The organism is Jiella pacifica (assembly GCF_010500815.1).
Lineage (GTDB): Bacteria > Pseudomonadota > Alphaproteobacteria > Rhizobiales > Rhizobiaceae > Jiella > Jiella pacifica.
Window position 1 is genome coordinate 262,504 of the sequence record NZ_JAAAMG010000001.1, and the last position, 25,241, is coordinate 287,744.

22 protein-coding genes are annotated in these 25,241 nt (G+C 66.7%); 8 read left to right on the forward strand and 14 right to left on the reverse strand.

Translation table 11 applies throughout. From position 1 onward, the window contains the following. Positions 1-113 precede the first annotated feature (113 nt). Entirely contained in the window at positions 114-1,202 is a 1,089-nt protein-coding gene (locus tag GTK09_RS01215; protein WP_163460655.1) for a helix-turn-helix domain-containing protein, read from the forward strand. A 105-nt stretch (positions 1,203-1,307) separates the two neighbouring features. On the opposite strand, the gene GTK09_RS01220 is transcribed toward GTK09_RS01215, so the two are convergent. Continuing rightward, the gene (locus tag GTK09_RS01220; RefSeq protein WP_163460656.1) at positions 1,308-2,300 is read right to left on the reverse strand and encodes a glutathione S-transferase family protein; all 993 of its coding nucleotides are present in this window, start codon (positions 2,298-2,300) and stop codon (positions 1,308-1,310) included. Positions 2,301-2,650: 350 nt separating this feature from the next. Between GTK09_RS01220 and GTK09_RS01225 the strand changes: the two genes are divergently transcribed. Continuing rightward, the gene (locus GTK09_RS01225) at positions 2,651-3,151 is read left to right on the forward strand and encodes a GNAT family N-acetyltransferase (RefSeq protein WP_163460657.1); all 501 of its coding nucleotides are present in this window, start codon (positions 2,651-2,653) and stop codon (positions 3,149-3,151) included. 83 nt (positions 3,152-3,234) lie between these two features. On the opposite strand, the gene GTK09_RS01230 is transcribed toward GTK09_RS01225, so the two are convergent. From GTK09_RS01230 to GTK09_RS01250, 5 genes are all read right to left on the reverse strand, one after another. Then, positions 3,235-5,076, reverse strand: a complete 1,842-nt coding sequence (locus GTK09_RS01230; RefSeq protein ID WP_281353327.1) for a bifunctional diguanylate cyclase/phosphodiesterase — start codon at positions 5,074-5,076, stop codon at positions 3,235-3,237. A gap of 498 nt (positions 5,077-5,574) precedes the next feature. Continuing rightward, the gene (locus tag GTK09_RS01235) at positions 5,575-7,659 is read right to left on the reverse strand and encodes a hypothetical protein (protein ID WP_163460659.1); all 2,085 of its coding nucleotides are present in this window, start codon (positions 7,657-7,659) and stop codon (positions 5,575-5,577) included. Continuing rightward, the gene (locus GTK09_RS01240; protein ID WP_312869535.1) at positions 7,656-10,523 is read right to left on the reverse strand and encodes a DUF4159 domain-containing protein; all 2,868 of its coding nucleotides are present in this window, start codon (positions 10,521-10,523) and stop codon (positions 7,656-7,658) included. Before GTK09_RS01240 ends, GTK09_RS01235 begins: the two co-directional genes overlap by 4 nt. Next, positions 10,520-11,434: a DUF58 domain-containing protein gene (locus GTK09_RS01245; protein ID WP_376767928.1), complete on the reverse strand. Its 915-nt coding sequence runs from the start codon at positions 11,432-11,434 to the stop codon at positions 10,520-10,522. Before GTK09_RS01245 ends, GTK09_RS01240 begins: the two co-directional genes overlap by 4 nt. Positions 11,435-11,447: 13 nt before the next feature. Beyond that, on the reverse strand, positions 11,448-12,455 hold the full coding sequence (locus tag GTK09_RS01250; protein WP_163460661.1) for an AAA family ATPase: 1,008 nt from the start codon (positions 12,453-12,455) through the stop codon (positions 11,448-11,450). Between the two features lie 204 nt (positions 12,456-12,659). On the opposite strand from GTK09_RS01250, the gene GTK09_RS01255 reads away from it, so the two are divergent. Genes GTK09_RS01255 through GTK09_RS01265 form a run of 3 tightly spaced genes read left to right on the forward strand, consistent with a single transcriptional unit; the run spans position 12,660 to position 15,129 of the window. Continuing rightward, positions 12,660-13,226: a DUF1285 domain-containing protein gene (locus tag GTK09_RS01255; protein WP_163460662.1), complete on the forward strand. Its 567-nt coding sequence runs from the start codon at positions 12,660-12,662 to the stop codon at positions 13,224-13,226. 50 nt (positions 13,227-13,276) lie between these two features. After that, positions 13,277-13,879: a CoA pyrophosphatase gene (locus tag GTK09_RS01260; RefSeq protein ID WP_163460955.1), complete on the forward strand. Its 603-nt coding sequence runs from the start codon at positions 13,277-13,279 to the stop codon at positions 13,877-13,879. Beyond that, on the forward strand, positions 13,876-15,129 hold the full coding sequence (locus GTK09_RS01265; RefSeq protein ID WP_163460663.1) for a CCA tRNA nucleotidyltransferase: 1,254 nt from the start codon (positions 13,876-13,878) through the stop codon (positions 15,127-15,129). Before GTK09_RS01260 ends, GTK09_RS01265 begins: the two co-directional genes overlap by 4 nt. A 168-nt stretch (positions 15,130-15,297) precedes the next feature. Here the strand turns inward: GTK09_RS01265 and GTK09_RS01270 are convergent, their stop codons facing one another. Next, positions 15,298-15,492: a DUF1059 domain-containing protein gene (locus GTK09_RS01270; protein WP_163460664.1), complete on the reverse strand. Its 195-nt coding sequence runs from the start codon at positions 15,490-15,492 to the stop codon at positions 15,298-15,300. Between the two features lie 105 nt (positions 15,493-15,597). After that, entirely contained in the window at positions 15,598-16,506 is a 909-nt protein-coding gene (gene hemF / locus GTK09_RS01275; RefSeq protein ID WP_163460665.1) for an oxygen-dependent coproporphyrinogen oxidase, read from the reverse strand. 207 nt (positions 16,507-16,713) lie between these two features. Between hemF and GTK09_RS01280 the strand changes: the two genes are divergently transcribed. Then, positions 16,714-16,995 carry a hypothetical protein gene (locus tag GTK09_RS01280; RefSeq protein WP_163460666.1) on the forward strand — a complete coding sequence of 94 codons (282 nt, stop codon included), beginning with the start codon at positions 16,714-16,716 and terminating at the stop codon, positions 16,993-16,995. A 30-nt stretch (positions 16,996-17,025) separates the two neighbouring features. Here GTK09_RS01280 and GTK09_RS01285 read toward each other — a convergent pair whose 3' ends face one another. Next, positions 17,026-18,222, reverse strand: coding sequence for a winged helix-turn-helix domain-containing protein (locus tag GTK09_RS01285; protein WP_163460667.1), 1,197 nt, complete (start codon positions 18,220-18,222; stop codon positions 17,026-17,028). A gap of 57 nt (positions 18,223-18,279) precedes the next feature. Between GTK09_RS01285 and GTK09_RS01290 the strand changes: the two genes are divergently transcribed. Then, positions 18,280-18,744, forward strand: coding sequence for an ester cyclase (locus tag GTK09_RS01290; RefSeq protein WP_163460668.1), 465 nt, complete (start codon positions 18,280-18,282; stop codon positions 18,742-18,744). 34 nt (positions 18,745-18,778) lie between these two features. Here GTK09_RS01290 and GTK09_RS01295 read toward each other — a convergent pair whose 3' ends face one another. Together GTK09_RS01295 and GTK09_RS01300 are read right to left on the reverse strand one after the other, a co-directional pair. Continuing rightward, positions 18,779-20,041 (reverse strand): L,D-transpeptidase family protein, encoded by a 1,263-nt coding sequence (locus tag GTK09_RS01295; RefSeq protein WP_246217629.1) that lies wholly within the window; start codon positions 20,039-20,041, stop codon positions 18,779-18,781. A 352-nt stretch (positions 20,042-20,393) separates the two neighbouring features. Next, positions 20,394-20,906 carry a tRNA (cytidine(34)-2'-O)-methyltransferase gene (locus GTK09_RS01300; RefSeq protein ID WP_163460669.1) on the reverse strand — a complete coding sequence of 171 codons (513 nt, stop codon included), beginning with the start codon at positions 20,904-20,906 and terminating at the stop codon, positions 20,394-20,396. A gap of 478 nt (positions 20,907-21,384) precedes the next feature. Between GTK09_RS01300 and GTK09_RS01305 the strand changes: the two genes are divergently transcribed. Continuing rightward, on the forward strand, positions 21,385-22,401 hold the full coding sequence (locus GTK09_RS01305) for a DUF6030 family protein (RefSeq protein WP_163460670.1): 1,017 nt from the start codon (positions 21,385-21,387) through the stop codon (positions 22,399-22,401). On the opposite strand, the gene GTK09_RS01310 is transcribed toward GTK09_RS01305, so the two are convergent. The 3 genes from GTK09_RS01310 to GTK09_RS01320 form a co-directional block, all read right to left on the reverse strand. Next, positions 22,372-23,406 (reverse strand): DUF2336 domain-containing protein, encoded by a 1,035-nt coding sequence (locus GTK09_RS01310; RefSeq protein ID WP_163460671.1) that lies wholly within the window; start codon positions 23,404-23,406, stop codon positions 22,372-22,374. The genes GTK09_RS01305 and GTK09_RS01310 overlap by 30 nt on opposite strands. 611 nt (positions 23,407-24,017) lie before the next feature. Continuing rightward, entirely contained in the window at positions 24,018-24,659 is a 642-nt protein-coding gene (locus tag GTK09_RS01315) for a DUF1254 domain-containing protein (RefSeq protein WP_163460672.1), read from the reverse strand. After that, positions 24,652-25,236: a DUF1214 domain-containing protein gene (locus GTK09_RS01320; RefSeq protein WP_163460673.1), complete on the reverse strand. Its 585-nt coding sequence runs from the start codon at positions 25,234-25,236 to the stop codon at positions 24,652-24,654. Before GTK09_RS01320 ends, GTK09_RS01315 begins: the two co-directional genes overlap by 8 nt. Positions 25,237-25,241 lie beyond the last annotated feature (5 nt).

Sequence of the window (25,241 nt, forward strand, 5' to 3'; positions counted from 1 at the left end):
GCCCGGGCACCGCGATGCGCCGTCGCAGGGTTTTCGGCGTCCTCGATCCGGTTCCAGGTCGCGCCGAACCCGTTCGAGGCCTAACGAGGAATCCCGATCAACGGAGCGCTTCCATGCTCGCATTGCCGATTTCGCTCGTCGTCTCGCTCGCCCTCGCCTATGTGCTGGCCCGCCTCCTGCATGGGGGCCGCCTGGCGATGCCGCTCGCCGCGCTGCTCGTCGCCTGCATCCTGCAGGGCGTCGTGAACGCGCTGGCGCAGTATTACGGGGTGCCGGGCTTTCGACCCTTGCAGCCGGTGACCGCCGTCACGATCCCGCCGCTCGCCTTCCTGGCGCTGCAGGCGGCGCAGGGGCGGGGCCGGACGGGAGTGGCGCTTCATCTGTTGGCCCCGGCCTTCGTCGCCTTCTGCGTCCTGACGGCCCCGCAGGTGATCGACGTCGCGGTGGTCGCGATCTTCGCCGGTTACGGGGCGGCGATGCTTGTCGCCCTGCGCTCCGGCGCCGACGCCCTGCCGGAGGCGCGGCTCGACGCCGGCGACTGGCCGCCGCTGGTCTGGCGGGCGCTCGCCGCGTCCCTGGTCGCCTCGGCACTGAGCGACGTGGCCATCGCGCTTGCGGTGTTCTTCGGCGCGGCTTGGCTCAAAGCCTGGATCGTCAGCTTCGGCACGAGCCTGACGCTGCTCCTGATCGGCGCTCTCGCCGCCTCGCGAAGCCTCGGCGCGCCGGCGAGCGAAGCCGTTGCGGAGCCTGGTCCGTCAGGCTGCGAGGCGAGCAGCGAAGACGAAGCCGAGCGGCAGCGCGACGCCGCCATCATGGCCGAGCTCGAGCAGTTGCTCGCCGAGCAGAAGCTCTATCGCGACAGTGACATGACGCTCGCGCGGCTGGCAAGGCGGCTCGGCCTGCCGGCAAAGCGCGTTTCCGAGGCGATCAACCGGCGAACCGGCGAGAACGTCTCGCGCTACGTCAACGGGTTCCGCATCGCCGCGGCCTGTGCGGCCATCGACGCCGGACAATCGATCACCGATGCGATGCTGGACAGCGGCTTTGCCACCAAGTCGAACTTCAACCGCGAGTTCCGCCGAGTGACCGGCCGGGCGCCGACGGAATGGGCCCGCGGACTGGCCGCGAAGACCCTGGCCGCCGAAGCGATGCCATCGGGCGGCCAGCCGACGAGACTGGCTGTCGTGCCGAACGGACATTGAACGGGAGGAGGCGCCCGGAAACGCCACGACGGGCCCATGCGGCAGATTTGCCGAACGGACCCATGGGCGAAGAGGCCGCCCCATTTCCGATCATGCCGGCTCCCCTCAGGCTTCGGAGGGGACGCTCTCCCGCCCGTGCGGCCGGTCGAGGTCGAGCTGCGGCCCGAGCGGCACGATGCCGGTGGGATTGATGGTCTTGTGGCTGGTGTAATAGTGGCCCTTGATGTGCTCGAAATTCACCGTCTCGGCGACGCCCGGCCACTGGTAGAGTTCGCGCATATAGGCATCGATTGCGGGATAGTCGGCGATGCGCCGTTGGTTGCACTTGAAGTGGCCGTGATAGACCGCGTCGAAGCGGATCAGCGTGGTGAACAGCCGCCAGTCGGCCTCTGTCGGCGCCTTCGAACCGACCAGATAGCGCTGCCGAGACAGACGATCCTCCAGCATGTCGAGGGTTTCGAACAGCGGATGGAAGGCCTTCTCATAGGCTTCCTGGGTGGTGGCGAAACCGCATTTGTAGACGCCGTTGTTGACCGTGTCGTAGATGCGATCGTTGATCGCGTCGATATCGGTCAGATGCTGCTGCGGCGTGACGTCGACGGAATTGTCGGCAAAGTCCGAAAAGCCGGTGTCGAGGATGCGGATGATCTCGGCCGACTCGTTGTTGACGATGGTGCCGGTCTGCTTGTCCCAGAGCACCGGCACGGTGACGCGGCCGGTGTAGCGCGGATCTGCCTCGAGATAGACCTCGTAGAGCCGCTGCTTGCCGAGGACCGTGTCGGGGATCGCGCCGGGGCGTTCGGAAAACACCCAGCCTTCCTCGCCCATGTGATAGTCGACCACCGACAGCGAGACGACGTCTTCGAGCTTCTTCAGCTTGCGGGTGATCAGCGTCCGGTGCGCCCAGGGGCAGGCGAGCGAGACGTAGAGATGATAGCGCCCGGCCTCGGCGGGAAAGGCCGTCTGTCCTTTCGGTCCCGGCGAGCCGTCAGGCGTGATCCAGCTGCGGAAGGTGGTCTTCGAGCGCTCGAACTTTCCGCCGGTCTTGTCGGTGTCGTACCACTTGTCCTGCCATTTGCCGTCGACGAGAAGTCCCATGGCGATCGTCTCCCGAGTGTTCGGATGGATGATGGGCTGGCGGTGATCCGAAAGACCGCGCCTGCCGCAATGTCGTTCCCTTGCAACCCGGCGGCAACGACGGGTGTTCCGAGATCGGCGCGACAGTGCGTCACCTTCCGAGGCGAAGCGACGGCGATGGGCGGTGGACCGTTGGCCGGGAAGGTGCTAACGGCGACGTCGCATAGCCATGGGACCGAGCGCGATGATCATCCGGCGACGACGAATGAGGCCGAGCGCACACCAGCGCTGACCATCCGTCGTTGGCGACCGGCGATCACCCGGAGGCGAGCGGCGAGACCGCTATCATCCCGCTTTCGGACCCTTCCTCCATGTCATTCCTGAACGATGTCAGCTTTCGGCCCGAGCTTGCCGAGCATCACCAAGCGATCGACGCGATCGCGGACGAGGCTTTCGGGCCCGGCCGCTTCGCCCGCGCGGCCGAGCGGGTGCGAGAGATGGCGCCGCACGATCCGGCACTGTCCTTCGTCGCCGAACATGACGGCGCGATCATCGGCTCGGTGCGGCTGACGCCCATCCTCGTCGGCGGGACGCCGAGCCTTCTGCTGGGGCCGCTGGCGGTCCGGCCGGCCTTCAAGAACCGCGGTGCCGGCAAGGCCCTGATGCGGCTCGCCGCGGAGGCGGCGCGGCAGAAGGGCGAGGGTTCGATCATTCTCGTCGGCGATCCGCCCTACTACGCGCCACTCGGCTACCGCCCGCTCCCGTCCGGCTCCGTCGTCATGCCGGGACCCGTCGACGCGCGTCGGCTGCTCGGGCTGGAACTCCTCGAGGGTGCGCTCGAGGGATTGCGGGGAGCCGTCCTCGGCCGATGACGCGAAGGCGGCGGAGGGGCTTTGCCTGCGGCGGCCAGCCGCATCTGCAGGTGAGGAAAGCGCGTGCACATTGGGGGGCGGCTCTAACCTGCCGGCACGGCGACCTGGGCGGAGCTGATCGCCCTCGGCGCCCGTGAACGCAGAAGCCATGCCGTTCGTTCGGCATCCGCAGGCGGCGCGAAATAGTAGCCTTGGCCATACTCGCAACCGTGCTGGATCAAGCGGCGCGCCTGCAATTCGCTTTCGATGCCCTCGGCGATGATCCGCAAGCCGATCCGGTCGGCGATCCCTATCAGCGCCTCGACGATTGCCTCGCCCGCTTCGCATGCCGACAGTCGGGCAACGAAAGACTTGTCGATCTTGATCGCATCGACGGGGAGCATCAGGAGATGGGTGAGGGAGGCGTAACCCGTTCCGAAATCGTCCAGCGCGATATTGAATCCTCTGTTGTGGAGGGATTTGATGGCACGGCCGATCCGACAAGCGCCGCCTTCGATGACGACCGTTTCGGTGATCTCCAGCGTGACCCTTTCGAACGGAACGCCACGGGCTCGGAAGATCGCGTCAAGTCGATCGTCGAGGCCGCCCTCGGCGAAGTCTGCACCGGAGAGATTGATTGCAATCCGTTCGGGAGCGATTCCTGCCGAAAGCCAGGCGGCCATGTCCTTCGCCGTCTGCTCGGCGACCCGACGTGTCAGGGCGACGGCCAATCGACGATCGGAAAATGCCTCGAGAAACTCGCCGGCGGGGACGATGGTGCCGTCGAGCGCGCGCATGCGCGCCAGCACTTCCAGGCCGGAGATCTTGCCCTCGTCGATCCGGACGACCGGTTGGTAGTAGTTCAAGATGCGGCCGTCATCGAGGGCGTCGCGCACCAAGCGGATCGTTTCCATCCTCCGCATCATCGAGGTGCGCAGGCTCGGCTCGAAGAAGACGAAGCTGCCGCGCGCCGTCTCCTTGGCGTGATAGAGGGCGAAGTCGGCGTTCTGGCGCGAATGGGAGGGATCGTCTTCGCCCGCCCCATGCACCACGCCGCCGATGGAAACGGAGGGGAGGAGGGAATGCCTCTGGTGCTCGAAAGGGAGCGCCATCGCCTCGAGCGTTCGCTCGGCGATCCGCCGCAGCGCGTCGTGGTCGCTGCATCGTCCGACGATCACCGCGAATTCGTCGCCGCCGATGCGGTAGGCCGCGGCATCGTCCGGCAGATCGGCCAGCCGACGGCTGATTTCGGCGATGAGGCTATCGCCGATCGCGTGGCCGAACGTGTCGTTGACCATTTTGAGATGATCGACGTCGATCATCAGGAGGCCGAACACGCCCCCCGCTTCGCTGAGAGCCGCATAGGTTTCTTCGAACCGTCGCCGATTGGGCAGACCGGTCAGTTGGTCGAAATGAGACAGGTCGAAGTTTCGCTTCAGCATCTCGCCATAGGCGATGGCCACCTTGCACAGGTGCATGCAGGTGAAGACGATGGCGCGCTCGACTTCGGTCGCCGGCCGGCTTTGCCGGGAGTAGAAGGCGAACGTCGCCGCCACCGTTCCGTCGGAACGGACGATCGGCATCGACCAACAGGCTCGGAGCCCGAGCGGCAAGGCGAGTTGCTTGTAAGATTCCCAGAGAGGATCCGTCGCGATATCCGTGACCTGGATGGGCTTTGCCAGATAGGCGGCCGTGCCGCATGATCCGACGTTTGGGCCGACAAACAGGGTATCCACGGCGTCGCAATAATGCTTCGGCAGCGACGGCGCGGCGACCGATCGAAGACGTCCATCAGCTTCGATCGCAATGACCGTACAAACGGAGTCATTGGAGAGTTGCTCGGCCTTTCGGCAGAGCATGTCGGCAATATATTCGAATGAAACGCCATGAGCGATTGCGTTCAATATTTGGTTCTGCAATTCTTGAAGTTCTTCATAAAGTTGCATGACAACGGTTAACTCCAGAGAAACGCGTAATTAGTCTACTACTCTCAGGTAAATTATCGCTAAAATCAGTGTCTCATATTCGCTGGATGACATAGCAAGGCAGGACAGTTGTATTTTGAAATTATGCGTTCTCGTGGATGCGGACGTGATTGAGCTGATCATCGTATTCTCGTATGAAATTATACAGAACTGATTTTCAGGTGACGCTGGGGTCGATCTGCCGGCAATGGCCAAACGAATCTTTGCATAACGGAACGCCAGAGATGGACGGCATCGACGTTCCGAAACGGTCGTTTTTGATGATGGGGCCGCCACTGGCTGCGATATCGTGATGGGCTGGTCCCGCGGCTGGTCGAAGCATTCTTGGGTCAACGCAGAGACCGATCGACGGCAGCAATGCCCGGCCGATCACGGACCCGTGTCGAAAACGCCAGGAGAATTCGAACCCTGCGAAGGCATCGGCGCCGTGGCGCCTCCGCCGTCAAGGGCCGATATGCATCAACGCCCCTCGCGATACCAAGTGGCCGAGAGCGCCAGAAGCAGCACGGCAAGGCCGAGGAAGCCGGCGAAGAGTGGGGTGCGGTCGACCCCCTTGAGGATCGTCTCGTCCGTGGTCTTCAGGCCGATCCAGTCGCGGCCATCGCCGTCGGCCCGCCCGCTGATCGGGACGATGCGGGGAATGGACACGTCGGTGGTGCCCTCGCTGCCGATGCGACGGACGCTGCCCCTCGTCGCCTCGGCGATCGGCCGGAGCTTCTCGGTGGTCGAGATCGCCTGGCGGTATTCGCGCGGATTGACCGGACCGACTGTGCCGAGCGCGCGGAGTTCACCGTTCGCTGCTTGAAAGAGCCCCATCTCGTCGGTTTCGAGGACGCCTTCCCAAAGGCCGGGGCTGACGCTTTTGAGCGGCAGGTTTTCAGCCTTGCCGGAGGGGGTGATGACCGTTGCCGGGCCCGGATCGTCGCCGATGGTCTGGCGGGTGACGACGAGATCCGACCCTCTCGCCTCCGCGTCGAGGGATTCTTCCTCGAGCTCCGGCTCCTTCATCAGCCAATGAGCCACCCGGCGAAACAGCGCGACATGGGGGCCGCCGCCCTCGAAGCCTCGGGACCACAGCCATTCCTGATCCGACAGGAGGAGGGCGATCCGGCCTTCGCCGACGCGGTCGAGGACGAGGAGGGGCTTGGCGTCGGGACCGGTCATCACCGTCTCGCCCTTGGGATCGGAGACGTCGATCGAGCGGAACCAGGGGCTCCAGTCGGGCGGCTCAGTATTCGAGCCCGGCAGGTTGCGCGTCACCGGGTGCTTCTTTCCGAGGTCGGAGACTTCGGGATGGAAGGCCCTTTCCTCGACCTGGCCGGTCGGCAAAGCGGGCAGGATCCACTGCAGCGGCGTCTGCGCGATCGACTCGTTGCCGGCATATTCGGGGCCCGAGGCGATCAGCATCGCGCCGCCGTTCTCGACATATTGGGCGATGTAGTCGAAATAGAGCGAGGGCAGGACGCCGCGTTCCTGATAGCGGTCGAAGATGATCAGATCGAAGTCGCTGATCTTCTCGACGAACAATTCGCGGGTCGGGAAGGCGATCAGCGACAATTCGTCGATCGGCGTTCCGTCCTGCTTTTCCGGCGGACGCAAAATGGTGAAGTGGACGAGATCGACGGTGGCGTCGGACTTCAGGAGGTTGCGCCAGGTGCGCTCGCCGGCATGGGGCTCACCGGAGACGAGAAGGACGCGAAGGTTCTCGCGGATGCCGTCGATGACCGCGATCGCCTTGTTGTTGACGCCGGTGATCTCCCGGTCGTCGCGGGCGACGGACAGTTCGAGGATGTTCTTGCCGGCGCGCGGCAGGCGGAAGGTGACGGTCTCGTCCGTGCCGGGCGTCGCCTGCTCGCGCGAGACGAGATCGCCGTTGAGGAAGACCTGCACCGGGACCGGCGTCTGGCCGGCGCCGGCGCCTTCCTCGACAACCCGATAGGTCAGCCGCTGATCTTCGTCGACGAGGCCGAAGCGGGGGCTGTTCAGAACCTCGATCCGCCGGTCGAACTCGCCGTCGTGGCCGGTGACGAGACCATGAATGGGCGCGTCGAAGCCGATCCTGTCGGCCGAGGCGGGAATGTCGTGGATTTCGCCGTCGGTCACCATGACGGCGCCGGCGACGCGGGCCGGCGCGACATCCTTCAAGGCATCGGAAAGCGCGCCGAAGAGCGCAGTTGTCGCCCCGTCCGACGGGCTGCCGGCGGAATTCGCCTCGACGGTGCGCACCTCGAACTCCGGGAAGCGGGCGAGGCTCGCCTGCAGCGCCGCCTCGGCCTTGTCGGTCTGGGCGGTGCGCTCGCCGATCGACTGGCTCTGGCTGCGATCGACCACGAGGGCGACGACGCTCTTCATCGGATCGCGTTCTTCGCGCAGCATCACCGGATTGGCGAGCGCCAGAATGAGCGCTGCGATCGCCACGACGCGCACCAAGGCGCCGGGCGTGCGGGCGATGAGAAGGACGAGTGCGAGGATCGCCGCTGGAACGGCGAGGGCCGCAAGGACGATCCAGGAGAAGAAGGGATCGAAGGCGATGGACCAGCTCATTGGCCGAGCCTTTCGAGCAGTGCCGGAACGTGGACCTGATCGGCCTTGTAGTTGCCGGTGAGGACGTACATCACGATGTTGACCCCGGCCCGGTAGGCATATTCGCGCTGGGACGGGTCGGAGGAATCGGTGGGGTATAGGAACAGGCCCCGATCATCGACGGCCCAGGCGCCGGCAAAGTCGTTCGAGGTGATCATCAGGGACGAGACGCCGTCGCCGCCACGGGCGGGACGGGAGTTGCCCTCGGCATCCGGCACGAGCGATTCCACCCAGAGCGGCGAATCGGAATGAAGGCCCGGGAAGGAGCTGAGGATGTAGAACGCCTTGGTCAGCACGTGGTCCTGGGGCACCGGTTCGAGCGGCGGGATGTCGAGATCGCCGAGAATGTCGCGCAGCCGCCGCTGGCCCGGCGAGACGGAATTGCCGAGAGAGGACAAGGCGTCGTCCGAGACGTCGAAGAGGACGGTGCCGCCCTGCTTCATATAGGCATCGACCCGGCTGATCGCGGCCTCGGAGGGCATGGGCGCATCGGCGTCCACCGGCCAGTAGAGCAGCGGGAAGAAGGAGAGCTCGTCGGTGGCGATGTCGACGGCCATCGGTGCGCCGGGCTCCAGCGCGGTCTTGGCGGCGATGTATTGCGACAGTCCCCGCAAGCCGGCCTGGGAACGGTCGTCGAGCGATGCATCGCCGGTCTCGACATAGGCGAGGTGGGTTTCCGACGTCGCCTCGATCGCGCGCTGGACGTCGAAGCCCTCGGGTCGCTCGGCGGTCTGTGCGCTGTTCTGAGCGACGGCGCCGGTCGGCATGAGGATCGCCCCCGCTGCTCCCAGTCCGACGAATGCGAGGAGGACGATCGAGACGGCGGTGCCGGCCGAGCGACCGGCGAGCCGGCCCTTGAAGCGGTCGAAACCGCCATTCAGCCAGAGCATGGCAAAGGCATCCAGAGCAAAGAGGACGAGCGCGGCGGCGAACAGCCACGGACGCAGATCGAGGCTGTCGTCATTGGCGTAGGACCGCGCTTCGGTGGCCGCGCCGAGGTCGAGGGCGGGCAGGGATGCGAGCCGGGCTTCACGGCCGAGGAGATTGTGGGCGACGTAGCCATCCTCGCTGCCGTAGAGGCCGGGCGGGTTCTGCAGGCTGACGGGCGGGGCGGCATCGGCGGCAAGCGAGAGCGGCTGCGCCTCCGGGCCCGGCGAGACCAGACGTCCGCTGCCGTCGAGGACGCGGTAGGGCGGCAGGCTGTCGGCCGCGGTCTGGCCCTCCGGCGCGCCGGCATTGGCGCGCGACAGGCTGACGATCCGCCGCAGCATCGAGACGAAGGTGCCGGAGATCGGCAGGTTCGACCAGGTCGCCTCTGCGGTTACGTGGAAGAGGACGATGGTGCCCGCACCCTGACCGCGGGCGGTGACGAGGGGCGTGCCGTCGGCAAGGCTCGCCCAGGTGTGCTCGCCGAGATCGGCCGAGGGCTCGGCGAGGATCTGGCGCGACACCGTCACGTCTTCCGGCACGGCGATGCCGGTGAAGGGGCTCGTCTCGCTCATCGCCGCGAGCCTTTGCGGCTCAGACCACGACATGGCGCCGCCGAGCTGGCGTTCGCCGGCGCGCAGGCGAACCGGCACCAGCGGGTCCTCGCCGGTGGTGGCGGCAAGCCGCGGGCCGGCGAAGCGGACGAGATAGCCGCCGTCCTCGACGAATTTTGCCACCGCGGCCTGCGCTTCCTCCGGCAGGACGCCGATGTCGGCGAGAACGACGACCGAGGGCTTGCGCTCGAGCATCTCGGGGATCGCCTCGGCGAGATTGGCTGTCGACGGACGGACGAGATCGGCGAAGGGTTCGAGCGCCCGGGTGATGTAGTAGAGCGGCGAGAGCAGCGGCTGCGCGTCGTCGGAGGATTCGCCGGAGACGAGCGCCACGCGGCGGCGGCGGAAACTGTCGTCGAGCAGCCGGACCGCGCCGGCGGTATCGGCGCCGTCGACCTCGATGCGGGCGATGTCGTTGCGCATCTCGACGGGAATGGCGAAGCGCGCTTCGCCGGTGCCGTCAGTGGCCGAGAAATCGACGGGCGTCCGGCCGATCTCGCGCGACTGCTGATCGCGGGCGACGAGGGTGAAGGCGCCGGCCGGCACGTCCGCGGGTCGCACGGCGGAGACGACCAGCGCCTCGGTCGAATTGTCGGCATTGGTCAGGCCGACGACGCCGTCGACCGACGGCTCGTAGACGATCGCCTGACCGGGCGCGAGGGCGGCGAGGGCGGTGGCGGCATCACGGGCATCTGAAGAATCGAGCCCGTCGGACAGGAAGACGAGCGTACCCGGTCGCTGACCTTCGAGCGCCGTCGCAATGCGTCTTGCGGCCGCAAGCCGGTTGGTCGGCACGGGCCGGGGCTGGGCGGCGGCGAGACGCTCCAGCGCCGTCGCGGCCTCGACCGGGGTGGCGTCGTCGCCGGCGGCTTCCGCCGAGAACGCCATCGCGATGGGCCGGCCGGCCTCGCCCGCCTGGCGGATGATCTCCTCGGCGGCGCGGCGCCGCTGATCGAAATTGCCGCCGGAGGACCAGCCGTTGTCGACGAGCAGGGCGAGGGGCCCGGAACCCGCGATCGCCGTCTCGCGCGGATTGAGGGTCGGCGCGGCAAGGGCGAAGATGACGAGGGCGGCGAGCAGCAGCCGCAGAAGCGTCAGCCACCATGGGCTCTTCGACGGCGTCTCCTCGCTCTTCAGGACACGCTGCAGGATGCGCAGGGGCGGAAAGGTCTCGACCTGCGGGCGCGGCGGCGTCAGCTTCAACAACCACCAGATGACGGGCAGCGCGAGCAGACCGGCCAGGACGAAAGGGGCGCCGAAACTGAGCGCGAGACCGCCGATCACGAGCGGTGTCCCGCCGACTGGGTCATGCCGGAAAGCCGGGTGTGCAGCGCCACCAGCGCCTCCGAGGCGAGCCTGTCGGTGCGATGGGGAACAAAGCTCCAGCCGAGCCGGCGGCAATGATCGGCGAGGATCTCGCGGCGGGCCTGATAAAGCTCGGTATATTCCTGCCTGAGCGTTTCCGCCCGGCCGGCGGTGAGCCGCCCGCCGCCTTCGGGATCGCGGAACTCGGTGCGCCCGGCATAGGGAAAGGTTTCCTCCGCCGGATCGGCGATCATGACGAGATGACCCCTGATGCCGCGGCGGCCGACCTTGTCGACGAAGGCGAGAATATCGTCGAGGGGATCGAGGCAGTCGCTGACGATGACGATCTCCGAAAAGCGGCGCAGCCGGTCGTCCGGGGCGAATCGATGTTCGGGACGATCGTTCATCAGTGCGGCGGCGAGGCGCTCGGCGGCATTTCGGGCGGCGATCGGCTCGATCACGCCGGGATAGCCGATCCGTTCGCCCGAGCGGGACAGCAGCTCGGCCAAAGCGAGGACGAGGACGAGGGCGCGCGACTCCTTGGAAACCGGCGCCTGGGTGGACTGGTAGCGCATCGACGGCGAGGGGTCGGCCCACAGCCAGACGGTATGGGCGGCCTCCCACTCGCGGTCGCGAAGATAGACATGGTCGTCCCGGGCCGAGCGTCGCCAGTCGATGCGTGAGACCTGCTCGCCCTCGACGAAGGGACGGAACTGCCAGAAGTCCTCGCCGATGCCACGGCGGCGGCGGCCATGCCAGCCGGCGATCACCGTGGAGACGATGCGCTGGGCATCGACCAGGAGATCGGGCATCAGGACGGCCCTCTGGCGGGCGCGGACGAGGGCGTCCGGTGCGTCGGTGAGCTCGACGGAGGAGCCGATCGGCATCAAGCCAGCTCCCCGATCAAGCGACGTCGCGCTTCAACGAGGCGATGACGTCGCGCACGCTCATGCCCTCGGCCCGTGCGGCGAAATTGAGCGCCATGCGGTGCTGAAGGATCGGTTCGGCGAGGGCCATGACGTCATCGATCGAGGGCGCGAGGCGGCCTTCGTAGAGCGCCCGGGCGCGGACGCAGGTCATCAGCGACTGCGAGGCGCGGGGGCCGGGACCCCAGGCAATGTGGGTGTCGGCCTCCTTGTGGCCGCTGCCGGGACGGGCGGAGCGGACCAGCGACAGGATCGCCTCGACGACGCTTTCGGGCACCGGCATGCGGCGCACCAACGCCTGGATCTCGCGGAGCCGCTCCGCCGTCAGCACCGCCTCGGCTCGATCCTCGTCGCCGCCGGTCTCCAGCAGGATGCGCCGCTCGGAGGCGAGATCGGGATAGTGGACGTCGACCTGCATCAGGAAGCGGTCGAGCTGGGCCTCGGGGAGGGGATAGGTGCCTTCCTGTTCCAGCGGGTTCTGGGTCGCGAGAACGTGGAAGGGAGCGGGAAGGTCGTAGCGCTCGCCGGCGACGGTGACGTGGTACTCCTGCATCGCCTGGAGAAGGGCGGACTGGGTGCGCGGCGAGGCGCGGTTGATCTCGTCGGCCATCAGGAGCTGGGCGAAGACCGGGCCCTTCACATAGCGGAAGGAGCGGCGGCCGGTCTCGTCCTGATCCATCACCTCGGTGCCGATGATGTCGGACGGCATGAGATCCGGTGTGAACTGGATGCGCCGGGCATCGAGGCCCATGGCGATGCCGAGCGTGTCGACGAGCTTGGTCTTGGCAAGGCCCGGCACGCCGACGAGCAGCGCGTGGCCGCCGCCGAGAATGGCGATCACCGTCTGCTCGACGACGCTCTCCTGGCCGAAGATGACGCGGCCGACGGATTTCCGCACCCGGGCAATGTCGGCAAGGGCCGCTTCGGCAAGGCGGACGATCTCACCTTCGCTGAGGCGCGACTCCTGCGGCGTCAAAATCGTCATGAGTGGTGATCTCCAATGCCGGAACCGAAATCTCATGCCGCCAAGCGAATCCTCGATGGCCGGCGTGATCGTACGGGCTTTTCAATCAATACGATGGCAAATCCCGGTGGCAAGCGCCCGAGGGCCAACTATTTCGTGAGGGCGAAGGCAGGCGAAAGTGAGACGGGCTGCCGTCGACCTCCAGAGGACGAGCAAGCGGAACGCATGACGAATCAAGCCACTGACATGAGCGTGAGCCTCTCGGCCCTGATCTCCCGCGCCGAACGGGCGGGCAAGGGTGCGCCTCCGGTCGAGCGGTGGAACCCCGACTTCTGCGGCGACATCGACATGGTGATCAGATCCGACGGAACCTGGATCTACCAGGGAACGCCGATTCGGCGAGAGGCGCTGAAGCGGCTGTTCTCCTCGGTGCTGCGCAAGGACGAGGACGGCCGGACCTATCTCGTCACGCCGGTCGAAAAGCTCGGGATCACCGTCGAGGACGCGCCGTTCCTGGCGGTGGAGATGAGCCGCGAGGAACGGGTGGGCGACAAGGTGCTGACGTTTCGAACCGACGTCGGGGACGTCGTCGAAGCAGGGGCGGAGCAACCGCTGCGCTTTGCCGCCGAAACCGAGGCATTCCGTCCTTATCTCCTGGTTCGCGGACGGCTCGAGGCGGCTCTGACCCGGGCGCTCGCCATCGACCTTGCCGATCTCGTCGAGGAGGACGAGCGGGGCTTCTTCGTCATGTCGAGCGGTGCGCGGTTCGATCTGCCGACGGGGGTCGCGTGACCGCGGCAATTCGGCCGGGGCTGACGGCCGTCGATCTGAGGGCCCGGATCATGGCGCGCCGGGAAGACGATGGCAGCGAGACGTCGCTGGCGGGAACGGCACCGGAATTCGGCGACCATCGGCTCAATCCCGATCTCGTCGCGGAGATGGCGAAATCGGATTCGCGGGAGGCGGCGGTGCTCGTGCCCGTGGTGGACCGCGGCGAGGAGGCGACGGTCATCCTGACGACCCGTACGCGCTCGCTGCGCAAGCATTCCGGCCAGGTGGCCTTCCCAGGCGGGGCGGTCGACGATACGGACGCCTCGGCGGAAGAGGCGGCGATGCGCGAGGCCTTCGAGGAGATCGCCCTTCGTTCCTCTCACGTCGAGCCGATCGGTCGGCTCCCGCGCTATCTGACCACGACCGGCTTTCGCATCACCCCGGTGGTGGCGATCGTGACGCCGGGCTTCGAGCTTCATCCGAATCCGGCGGAAGTCGAGGACATCTTCGAAGTGCCGCTCGGCTTCCTGATGGACGCCGCCAATCACCGGCAGGAGAGCCGCACATTCGACGGGCTCGTCCGCCACTACTACACGATGCCGTTCGGCGAGCGCTTCATCTGGGGCGTGACCGCCGGCATTCTGAGAACCCTTTACGAACGGTACTACGCATGACCAAGATCTCCGCCGAATGGCTGCAGGACGAGCGGCTGCAGGCCTTGTTGGCCGCGCTGTCTGCCGGCGACGAAGAGGCGCGGGTGGTCGGCGGCGCGGTGCGCAATACGCTGATGGAGCGACCGGTCACCGACATCGACATCGCCACCACGACCCTGCCGGAAGAGACGATCCGCCGCGCCGAGGCGATCGGGCTGAAGACCGTGCCGACCGGGATCGACCACGGCACCGTCACGGTGATTGCCGACGGCCGCCCCTACGAGGTGACGACGCTGAGGCGCGACGTCGAGACCGACGGGCGCCACGCGGTGGTCTCCTTCGGCCGCGACTGGAAGGCGGACGCGGAACGCCGGGACTTCACCATCAATGCGCTCTATGTCGACGCTGCGGGCGAGGTCCTCGATCTCGTTGGAGGGATCGCCGACATCGAGCGGGGAGTACTGCGCTTCATCGGCGATGCGGAGCAGCGGATCCGCGAGGACGGCCTGCGCATTCTGAGGTTCTTCCGCTTCTTTGCCTGGTACGGGCGGGGGCGACCGGACGCCGACGGTCTGCGCGCCGCGACGCGGCTGAAGGACGCGCTGACGCGGCTTTCTGCCGAACGGCTGTGGAACGAGACCCGCAAGCTCCTTGCGGCGCCCGATCCCTCGCGGGCGCTCCTCTGGATGCGGCAGACCGGCGTTCTGACGGCGGTCCTGCCTGAGAGCGAACGCTGGGGCATCGATACGATCCACCCCCTTGTCGCGACCGAAGCCGGACGCGGCTGGCAGCCGGACCCGCTACTGCGCCTGATGGCGATCGTCCCGCCGGACCCCGACCGGCTGGACGAGCTGGCGCGGCGGCTAAAGCTCGCCAACCAGGAGCGTGACAGGCTGCTCGCCTTCGCCAAGGAGCCGTCGACCAACCCGGACGAAAGCGACGCCGCGCTGAGGAGCCGGCTCTATTTCGGCGACAGGCAGGCGGCCGAAGACAGATTGCGGCTGGCGCTCGTCGTCTGGCAAGGCAAGGTCGGTCAGGACGCGGCGGCGCTGGAGACCGTGGCGAAGCTCTCGGCGCGGCTGGCGGTCGTCCAAGCATTCGAGGCGCCGAAGTTTCCGCTGAACGGCGGCGATCTCAAGGCCAAGGGGTTCGTGCCGGGGCCGGAACTCGGGCAGGAGATCGAGCGGCTGAAACGGCTCTGGGCTGATGGCGGGTTCAAGCTCGGGCGCGAAGAGCTCCTTGCCCAAGCGGGGTCCGCGGACGAGGGCTGACGCAATCGCCAGCGATTAGTCCTCCCGCTCGCTGGCGGACAGGGCTCTTCACGGCGTGATCACATTTGTGCGTATCGCAGCGGCGGGGCGGCCAGATCTTTGGAAGACAAACGAAAACGGCGACACCAGTGGTGCCGCCGTCCGATCCGTCGTGTCGATTCGGGATGCTCAGGCGGCCCGTTCGGCCGCTGCCGGCAGCTCGACGATGCGCTGTCGCATGGTGTCCATCATCATCGGGCTGATCCGATCAATGCCGAGAGCATTGGCCTGGGCGATGGCGCGGCGGATGACACCTGCCTCGCTGTCGGCCCGAATGACCCGCTCGCATCCCGGAAATACCGCACTGCAATCCAGTTCGAACATCGTTACCTCCCATTTCGTTTCATGCTGATATATGCGGGTGAAACGACTTGGAATATATAGCGGTTCAATCTGGCAGCAGAAAATTTTTGCAGTCGCGTCGATAGATCAAGGCCATTTAACTATCGGCGGCATGGAAGACAGAATGGACTGTACGTTGCCCCCGGTCTTGAGACCGAACAGTGTTCCACGGTCGTAGAGCAGGTTGTACTCGACATATCTGCCACGTCGCACGAGTTGTTCCTCGCGATCCTCTTCGGTGAAGGGAAGCACAGCATTCTGCCGGACGATGTGGGGATAGACCACGAGAAAGGCCTTGCCGACGTCGCGGGTGAAGGCGAAGTCCTCCTCCCAGCCGCCGGCATCCTCGGCCGAGTGCAGCCAATCGTAGAAGATGCCGCCGACGCCGCGCGGCTCGTCGCGGTGCGGCAGGTAGAAATACTCGTCGCACCATTCCTTCAGCTTCTCGTAGTCGGCAACGCGGCGATGCCGGTCGCAGACGAATTTCAGCGCCCGGTGGAAGGCGACTGCGTCGACATCGTCCTGCGTGCGCCGGCGATCGAGGGTCGGCGTCAGATCGGCTCCGCCACCAAACCACTGGCGGGTGGTCACCACCATGCGGGTGTTCATGTGGACGGCGGGAACGTTCGGATTGCGCAAATGCGCGATCAGCGAAATGCCCGAGGCCCAGAAGGTCGGATCCTCCTCGGCGCCGGGGATCTGCTGACGGAATTCCTGCGAGAACTCGCCATGCACCGTCGAGACGTGGACACCCACCTTCTCGAACAGCCGGCCGCGCATCATCGACATCACGCCGCCGCCGCCGTCTCCCTCGCGGGACCACTCGGTGCGCTCGAAGCGGCCCGGCTCGGCAGAAACGTCTTCGCCGAACTCGTCCTCCAGCGTCTCGAAGGCGGCGCAGATGCGATCCCTCAGGGCCTCGAACCAGGCCCTGGCGATCGCCTTCTTGCGCTCGATGTCGTCCGGCAGGCCCTGCGGCAGATCTGGTTTTTCCATGGTGGTCGTCCGTCCCCCCGGATGGTCGGCGGCTCGTTCGAGCTGCTCTTGCCTTCCCGGGCGTGGCCGGACGCTCGCGATCGAGCGTTCCGCGCCGGCCACCACAGCAAGGCGCTTTCGCGCCGGACCCGTCCGATTCGTCATTTCGTCGAGACGACACTATCTTGCGTGTCGATCGATAAGAACCCGCTTTCGTTGGGAGTCCCCATGTCCCGGCTCGGCCGACCTCCGCTGGAAGGGTTGAAGCGGCAGCTGAGAAACCGGCGCGATCATCTGTCGCAGGCCGGGAAGGGCGACGCGGGACGCCCGCCGCGCGACAGCTTCGTGCGCGAGACCTACACGATGGAGCGCGACGAGGCGCGGCAGAAGGCGCGCGAGTGGTTCGAGAAATTTCCCAAAGCCGCCTATTGGACGCAGGTGGAGAGCTGGCGCCAGCTCCCCGATCAGCGGATCGAATTCACCATGCGGCGGCTCCCGACGGCGGATTGAAAAGGGCGGCCCATGGCAGGGCGACAGACCTCACCGATGCGCCGAACCCGCTGCAGCGATGATGTCGAGCGGCTCGGTGCCGACATGTTCCAGGTCCAACCAGGTGGCCATGCGGCGCAGCTCTTCGAGCAAGGCGTCGATGGTGTTTTGCGGCGCGCCTGGCTCGAGGGTCGCCTGAAGCAAGATCAACGTTCCGGCCCTGCGGTCGGCCTTCAGATCGACGCGGGCCACCAAGGCACCGTCGAGGAGGAACGGGAGGACGTAGTAGCCGTGCTCGCGCTTGTGCCGGGGCGTGTAGATTTCGAGGCGGTAGCGAAAGCCGAACAGCCGCTCCGTGCGGCCGCGGTGCCAGACGAGCGGATCGAAGGGGGACAGGAGAGCCGGTCCGGCAATCCTCCGCCCGGCCCGCGCGTCGCGGTGGAGATAGGCGTCTTGCCGCCAGCCTCGAACGCGCACGGGCCTCAGCGTGCCGTCCTCGACGAGTTGTCGGATGGGCAGGGCCGTGTCGGAGGCGGGCAGGCGGTAATAGTCGCGCAGGTCGTCCGCCGTCGCGATGCCGAGCGCCCGGGCCGCCCGCGCGATCAGTTCGCGCTGTGCGTCGACATCCGGTGGAGTGTGCAGATCCAGCACCTTGCGTGGCAGGACGCGCTCGGGAAGGTCGTAGACCCGCTCGAAGCTCCCGCGCCGATGCGTCGCCGCGACGAGCCCCGCCCAGAACAGCCATTCGAGCGCGTGCTTGGCTTCGCTCCAGACCCACATGCCTCTGCCCGCCGCCGCGCTCGCGACGTCGGAGGCCGCGAGAGGGCCCTCCGCGGCGATGCGTGCGAGCATCGCGTCGGATTCCCCGCGGCGCGCCGTGGCGAAGGGCTCCAGCTGACGCCAGATCCCGTTGCCGCGGCGGGCACGCTCCATTCGCCAGCGCAACAGCGGGTGGCAGTCGACGGGCAGGAGCGATGCCTCGTGGCCCCAATATTCGAAGAAGCGCTTCGGGCGCTCGACCATGATCTGGTCGAGAACATCGCGTTCGTAGCTGCCGAGCCGCGAGAACAGCGGCAGGTAATGGGCGCGCACGAGGACGTTGACGCTGTCGATCTGCAGGAGACCGAGCTGCGCGATCGTCCGGCGGAGCCGGGCGGGCGTGACGATCGCTTCCCGATCCTGCGCGTTGAACCCTTGCGCGGTGAGAGCGATCCGCCGCGCCTCAGCCGGAGAAATTTCTGACGCCAAACCCTCTCCTGCCGCTGGCGGACATCGATCGATTGCGCCGGGCCGCACGGTTCGTGCATGGCCAGGCCGGCTTCGCCCATACAAGCTGACCGCCGACGAGTGAAAGGAAAATTCGCATTGGCCGAGGTTGCGCTATCAGAGCATTACCGGTCCTACATCGCCTGCCTGAACCGACAGGACTGGGCGGGGCTCGGACATTTCGTCGACGACGACGTCCGGCACAATGGTCGCCGCCTCGGGCTTTCCGGCTATCGAGAGATGCTCGTCAAGGATTTCGAGGACATTCCAAACCTGCGTTTCCAGATCGATCTGTTGGTCTGCGAGGGGGCCCGCGTCGCGGCTCGACTGTTGTTCGACTGTGAGCCCAAGGGGGAATTCCTCGGCTTGAAAGTGGCGGGTCGCCACGTCTCGTTTGCAGAGAATGTCTTCTACGAATTCAATGCCATGAAGATCACAAGCGTCTGGTCGATCATCGACAAGGCCGCGATCGAGGCACAGCTTTGCGCCTCGCGGACAGTCTGATCTGCTGACGGCCCTTGGGCCGGCGCGTCCGAGACTACTTCACCGCGATGAGCGGCGCCGGCGCTTCCAGAAATTCGACCGTCGTCACGGAGGGTTGGACGAGCTTCGTCAAGACTGCCGCGTCCCAGTTGGTCAGCCGGACGCAGCCGTGGCTGCGGCTCTTGTCGATCAGGCTCGGATGGGGCGTGCCGTGGATGCCGAAGGTCGGCTTCGAAAGGGCGATCCAGGTCGAGCCGACCGGTCCGTTGGGGCCGGGCGGGATCGTCAGCGGGCCGTCATTGCCGCCCTGCTTGAAGTTCTTGGCGGGGTTGTAGCTGTAGGTCGGATTCTCGGCGATCGCCGTCACCGTGACGAGGCCGGTCGGGGAGGGGGTGTCGTCCGATCCGATCGTCGCCGGGTCCATCAGGACGACGTTGCCGTCGGCGTCGTAGGCGACGAGTTCGCCGCGGGCCTTGTCGACGACGATGCGAACCACTTTCGTCGTCGGCGCGTCGCCGACGTCGGGAACGAGGATCTGCGTGCCGACCGCTGTCAGATCGGCGGTGGGATTCATGGCAACGAGAAGGTCCTCGTCCATGTGGAAGCGCTCGGCGAACATTTCGACTGGCGACTTGAAGCCGAGCCATTCCATCTTCGCGAGCTCGCCGTAGTCGTCCGGGATGCGATCGACGAATTTCGTGTCGACGTCGTCCTGAGTGATCACGTAGGTCTTGGTTGCCTTGCCCTGATCGAGCGACAGGATCACCCACAGATCGGAATCGACCTCGCCGTCTTCGGGAAGGCCGCGCAACGCTTCGTAGGCGGCGATCGCCTTGCGGGTATTCTCGCCGTCGAAGCCGTCGATCACTCCCGGCGAGACGTGGGCACGATCGAGAAGGATCTGCAGGCGGATCAGAAATGGATCGGGCTGCGATGGCTCGTCCACCGTCTTCAGCCCTGCCTCGTCGGGCAAGTCCGTCGAATAGGAGGGGCTGGCGATCGTCAGATCCGGGTCACCGGTGACCGCGACGGCCTCGGTTCCCGTCGCCGCCTCGTTCGAGGGCGATGTCGGGGCGGATGCTGCATCGGCGACGCCAGCCGGCGTGGTTGCCGCATCTGCAGCGGTTTCCACGGGCGGGAGGGCGCCGTCCTGGCGGGCCGTCGCCGCTACGGCATCGGCCTCGCGCAGGGAGGCCTGCCAGCCCTGGAAAGTCGCCGTTTCGATGGCGTCCTCCGACAGGGTTCGCCAATCTGCCTGAGCGACAGCCGGCATCGCGGCCACCAGCAAGCCGGCGGCGACAGCGAGATGGATTTTCATGGAAATACGCCTCGAAAAGGATTGAATCCCGAGCTCAGAGACTTGGCGAGTCGCTTGCGCACTCTCGCCATGAGAAGGTTAAAAGAGTATGGTTAACAAAAGATTAATTAAACTTCCGGGCTAGTCCGGCGATGCGAGGGGGAGGACGAGGATGCGGCCGGAAGAGCAATATTCCAAGCGCCGACAATCCAGCCAAAAGCTCCAAGTGGTGCTTCTCGTGGTGTTTCTGCTCGCGGTGGTCGGCGCAATCTGGATTTACGAGGGAGAGTCGGAGGGACCTTCCCTGCAATCTCCCCTCGCGCCCGCAAATGCGCCACAGCCCGACTTGTGATCGAAGAGCCGCGCTCCCGTATCAGCCATCGAGCCGCCATCCGAGCTGCCGCAGGGCCTCGGCCGCGACGATGCCAGCCGAGACGGCGAGATTGAGCGAGCGGGCGCCCTCGGCCATCGGGATCGTCAGCCGCGCGTCGGCATGTTCGTGGACGGCGTCCGGTACGCCGGCGCTTTCCCGGCCGAACAGCAGCCGGTCGCTCGGACGAAAGGCGAAATCGGTGTAGGCGGTCTCGGACTTCGTCGTCAGAAGGACGAGGCGGCCGGGCCTGAATTCGAGGTCGCGGAGAAAGGCAGTCCAGTCGTCGTGACGCCTGAGGCTGGCCATCGCCAGGTAATCCATGCCGGCGCGTTTCAGGGCGCGGTCGGAGGCATCGAAGCCGGCCGGCTCGATGAGTTCGACCGTCAGACCGAAGCAGGCGGCGAGGCGGAGGATCGTGCCGGTGTTGCCGGCAATGTCGGGCTGGAAGAGGACGATCGACGGGCGCTGCGAGACGGTGCCGGGATGGTCTTCGGAATGGTCGGCTTTTGCCATAATCTCCCGCCAGGCGTAAGTCGTGGTTGCGGACGGACGAGCGAACACGGGCGCTGAAACCGACATGCCCCTGAAAGTGTCATTGCACAAGGCACGCACCCTCCTGGCGCGGTCGAAGCGGACGAGAGTGTCTTCGGCCGAACCCACGCGCGCCTCGCGCGTTCTGCGGCGCCTGGCCGTGCCGGCAAAGGCTGTGTGGCGGAGGGGACGACGGCTGGCGTCAAACCTGTCCTCCGGCACTGCGACGAGGGCCAGAGGGGCGAGAAGGCGCTGGGATCGAGGCTTCGATGCGGCAGGGACCGCAGTCCGAAACGGGGTCGCGTCGCTGTCGCGAACGTTGTGGTCGGGCACCGTGGCGGCGAAGCGGGAGCGCCGAGGAGCGCCGCTGGGTGCTGCGGCAGTCGTCTCGAAGGTCGCAGGGCTGGCGAAAGCGCCTTTCGGCGCCGTCAGAGCGACGGTCAGGCGGCGACGCGCCGAATTGCCACGCGGAACGAAGCGCGAGAGGACGACCTGGGAGGCTCCAATCTCGACCAGCTCGCCGGCGGAGAAGGGCTTCGACGTCGTGGAGGTCCTCGGCCTCGTCACGCGCCTCGGCCTCGTCGCCCTGGTGATCGCCGGCGGCCTGATCGTCGTGTTCCTCAACAGCGACGCTGGCGGCTCGCTCGGTGAACGGTTCAAGCGGGCAGCGGAGACCGGGGCGGTCTTCAGCCAGCCGGCCCGGCCGGAAGCGTCGGGGAACGTCGAGAGGGACCCCGCGGCGGGCGACGAAGCATCGACGGACAAGGCCGAGGCCCAAACACAGGTGGCGGTCATCGGCTCGCCTCGTCTCCTGACGCCGCCGGCGACGCGAGCCGCGCCGCAACTGGTGCGCCTCGCGCTGGTGAGCCCGAAGAAAATCTGCAAGGCCATCGACCCTGGCACGGACTTCATGTCCTGGCACGAAAGCCTGCTGCTCGACGGACAATGGGAGTGCTATGCGACCGCGACGGCTGAGGGCGAGCGGGTCGAGCGCGAGGACACGGGCGAAAGCGAAGAAGACGCTCTCGTCTCCAGCGATCCCGATGCCGTGGTCGAGCCGGCGCTTCCCTCGCAGCCGCAACTCTTCGTCATGGCGCGGGGAGATCAGCGCGATACGCTCACCACCGTTCGCGTCAAGCTGGTCGCCGACAGTGCGGCCAAGGCGAAACGCGGCGCGAGGCGCATTGCCGAAATCACCGGCGCGCTGTTCGACGTGCTGCAGTGGCGAGCGCCGGACGGCCTGTTGGAGAAGCTGGAGGGCTTGACGGATTTCGATCTCGAACAGGCGGGCACGCAGTTGCGCTTCAAGCGCGAACTCAGCACCGGTTGGCAGTACAATCTGATCGTGATCTTTCCCAATCCGAAGATCTACAGCCAGGGGTCGGCGTTTCATCCGCCCGAGACGACGAGCGAAGCCGGGCCTCCAGGGCCTGCCGAGCTTTCGGGTTCAACGCCCGTTTCTGGAAACGATCGCTGACGGCATCTTGCGGCGGCGGCCGAAGACGGTCTGCTGTCCGGCGGTCGCAGGGCGGCGCTGAGCTTCCGGGGCGTACAGCGGCTGGTGCTCGGCCTGCGGCGGTATCCGACTGGCGGCAAGGGCGGGAACATCGCTCACGCCGAGTGCGGCGGCGGATCTTTCGATCGAGAGGTCCTCGTAATGGCGGCGCAACTGCGCAAAGGCGGCGACGTCGCACCCAGCCGTCCGATGCACCATCATCATGACAGTCATGGCGTCGGCGACCGTCAGGCCCAGAAGTTTGAGTGCGGCGGCGAGCGGCGTGCCGTCGCCGTCCATCGCGAACGTCTCGACGGTGGCTGCCGGCAGCTTCAGCGACGAGGCGATCAAGGTGAGGGCGCGATCGGGCCTGCCGGCGCGCGCCTCGCGCAGCAGCGCAGCGGCGGTCCCCTCGACGCCCAGTGCTCGGGAAGCGCCGACCGGGGGCGTGTTCGGCGAGGAAGAGGAAGCCGGAAGCGGGCGCCGCGGCTTGGCCCGCACCAGGGCGCGAAGGGCGTCGCGGGCGGCCGCTGCGCTCTGCAGCGGCGGCTGAGCGGCGGCGTCTGCCAGTGAGTGCGACCGACCTTGCGGCCGCGGCGTCCTGACCGGCAGCGCAGGACCCGGCCCATGCTGCCGCGGACCGGGGGCCGGAGCGGCATCCGGCGTCGCACCGATCGTCCTTGCGTCGTCCTTCGTCAGGCACGGGCTGGAGAACAGGAACGGAGCCGACACCTCCGCAGGTTCGACCAGCAGCAAGTCGACGACGGAACGCGGGACGTGTGGCGATGTGGCCAGCGATATCGCCAGCTGCCGCTTCGCTTCGAGCGACAGTTTCGCCCAGGTGGAGGTCACCAGCCGTGCGAAGTCGGCCGTGTGGGCCGGGCTCGGGCGATTGGAGGCGAGAAAGCTGGCGACCGCCGCCTCGACGATGGTGTCGAAGCCGACCTGCCCCCCGCGGGTTTCGAGCGTCCGGAAGATGCGCGGCATCCTGTCGACCATGTCGCTCCGTTGAAACTTGCTCTGACGTCGGCCGACAGTGCTCCGGCCGGTTTCCGATCCTGCGCGGCGAGTGCCGCCGGCAATCGGTAACAACGGGTTCCGGAGCGTTGCCGCGACGTCACGTCGAGGTGATCTCGAAGACTTTGGATAGGTTTAGGCAAGATTCCTTAGCAAGCTGTTAACCCTCGGGGGATGTTCTGTGAGCATCCGTGTGGGGCGTGACGAGGATCGCCGGAGCGCAGCCGAGGAGGGGAAGCAGATGGGCAGGGTGGTGTGGCTGAAGAAACGCTATGAGGGCCCGGAGAGGGCTGAAGGGCGAAGCGAAGTCCCGGGGCGATGCGCCGAGATCGTCATCCTCCCCTGCATTCGCTACGAGCGGCCCGAGGGGCGGCCGTTCCCGGCGGGCGCGGGGTCGACATCGCCTCATCAAGGCAAGGCTGCGTCGCACTACGGCGCCTCGACCCGCGAACCGAAAGCCGTCTGACACCTCGGCATGACAGCCGCCATGGATGGAGCGAAGCCGGGCTTCTCCGAGCGAGGCGGCGAGAAAGCGGCTGGGGCCTGCCGGGCACATTCGGTGCCGCTCGGCATCAAGGGGATCAGCCGCCGCCCGTCGCCGGGGACTCGCGAGAGAACGCATCGCTGGAGAGGGTGCCGTCGCCTGCCACGGGATCGCAGCGGATCGAAGAAACGAAATCGTCGACCTCCGGGCGCTTGCTCTCCTCGTCGACCAGAACTCTGATCGTCATGTAGCCCTCGGTCATTTCGACCTCGACGGGAATCTGCGTCTGCGGCGCGTCCTCGCTCGCCGACCTGTCGACGAGCTGCTCTCTCGTTCCGACCATGAGATCGAGGACCTTGTCGACTGCCGAGCGGTCGTTGATGCTGTAGAGATTGTCGCCGCGCCGATTGTAGATCGAGGCCGACCAGAACGCCCTGCCGGCCTCAAGAGCGTGGATCCGAACCGGGCCGTCGACGAGCGAGAAACGGCATCCGGCGGTGATGAAGGCGGGATCGACGAAGGCGAACTCGCCGGCGGGCGAATTCGTCGTGGTGACGAGCGCCGGATCGGGGCTCGTCGTCAGTGCCTCGACGCGGACCACCTGATCGGGCCCGCCGATGTCGGCGAGGCGGCTCCAACCGTTTCGCTTCGCGACGTCCGGCACGGTGAAGATCACCGCGATGTGGATCAGCCCGGCGCCCACGACGCCGATCAGGACCGCCAGGATCAGCTTACCCATCGGAACAGGACTCCCGCCGGATCGTCGGCAGCGACAGGCTCGACGCGCCGCTCGCCGCGCTCGCCGGCGTGTCGTAGAGCGACAGCACCAAGGTCATCTCGCCCGAGCCCGCGGTCGCCAGCCAGTTGCCGGCCCGCGCGGAAGGCCCGACGGCGATCTCGAAGGAATTGTCCTCGTTGCGCATCAGATTGTTGGAGGTGAGCCAGCCGGGGCGTCCGGCGGAGGGCCGTATCAGCTGGCCTTCCGGGAGGTACGCGGCGAGGGTGAAGATCCGGGACGGCGGCGTCGTGCCGACCATCACGTAGGTGCATTCGCGACGCAGCGGGCGGCCGCGTTCGTCGCGGATGCTGCGGAACTGGATGCCTTCGCCGATGCCGAGGGTGAGATTGCCGACCATGGCAAGGCGCGCCTTGGAATAGGGGTCGGCATCGGGTGCGCCGGAAAAGGGGTTGGCCTGCCAATGGTCGACCACCACCGTGCCGATCTCGGACGACTGCTGGACGGCCCATTTGGCCGACCAGCCACCGAGATAGAGGGCAATGGCGACCGCGACCATGACGAGGACTGTGAAACGCATCGGAT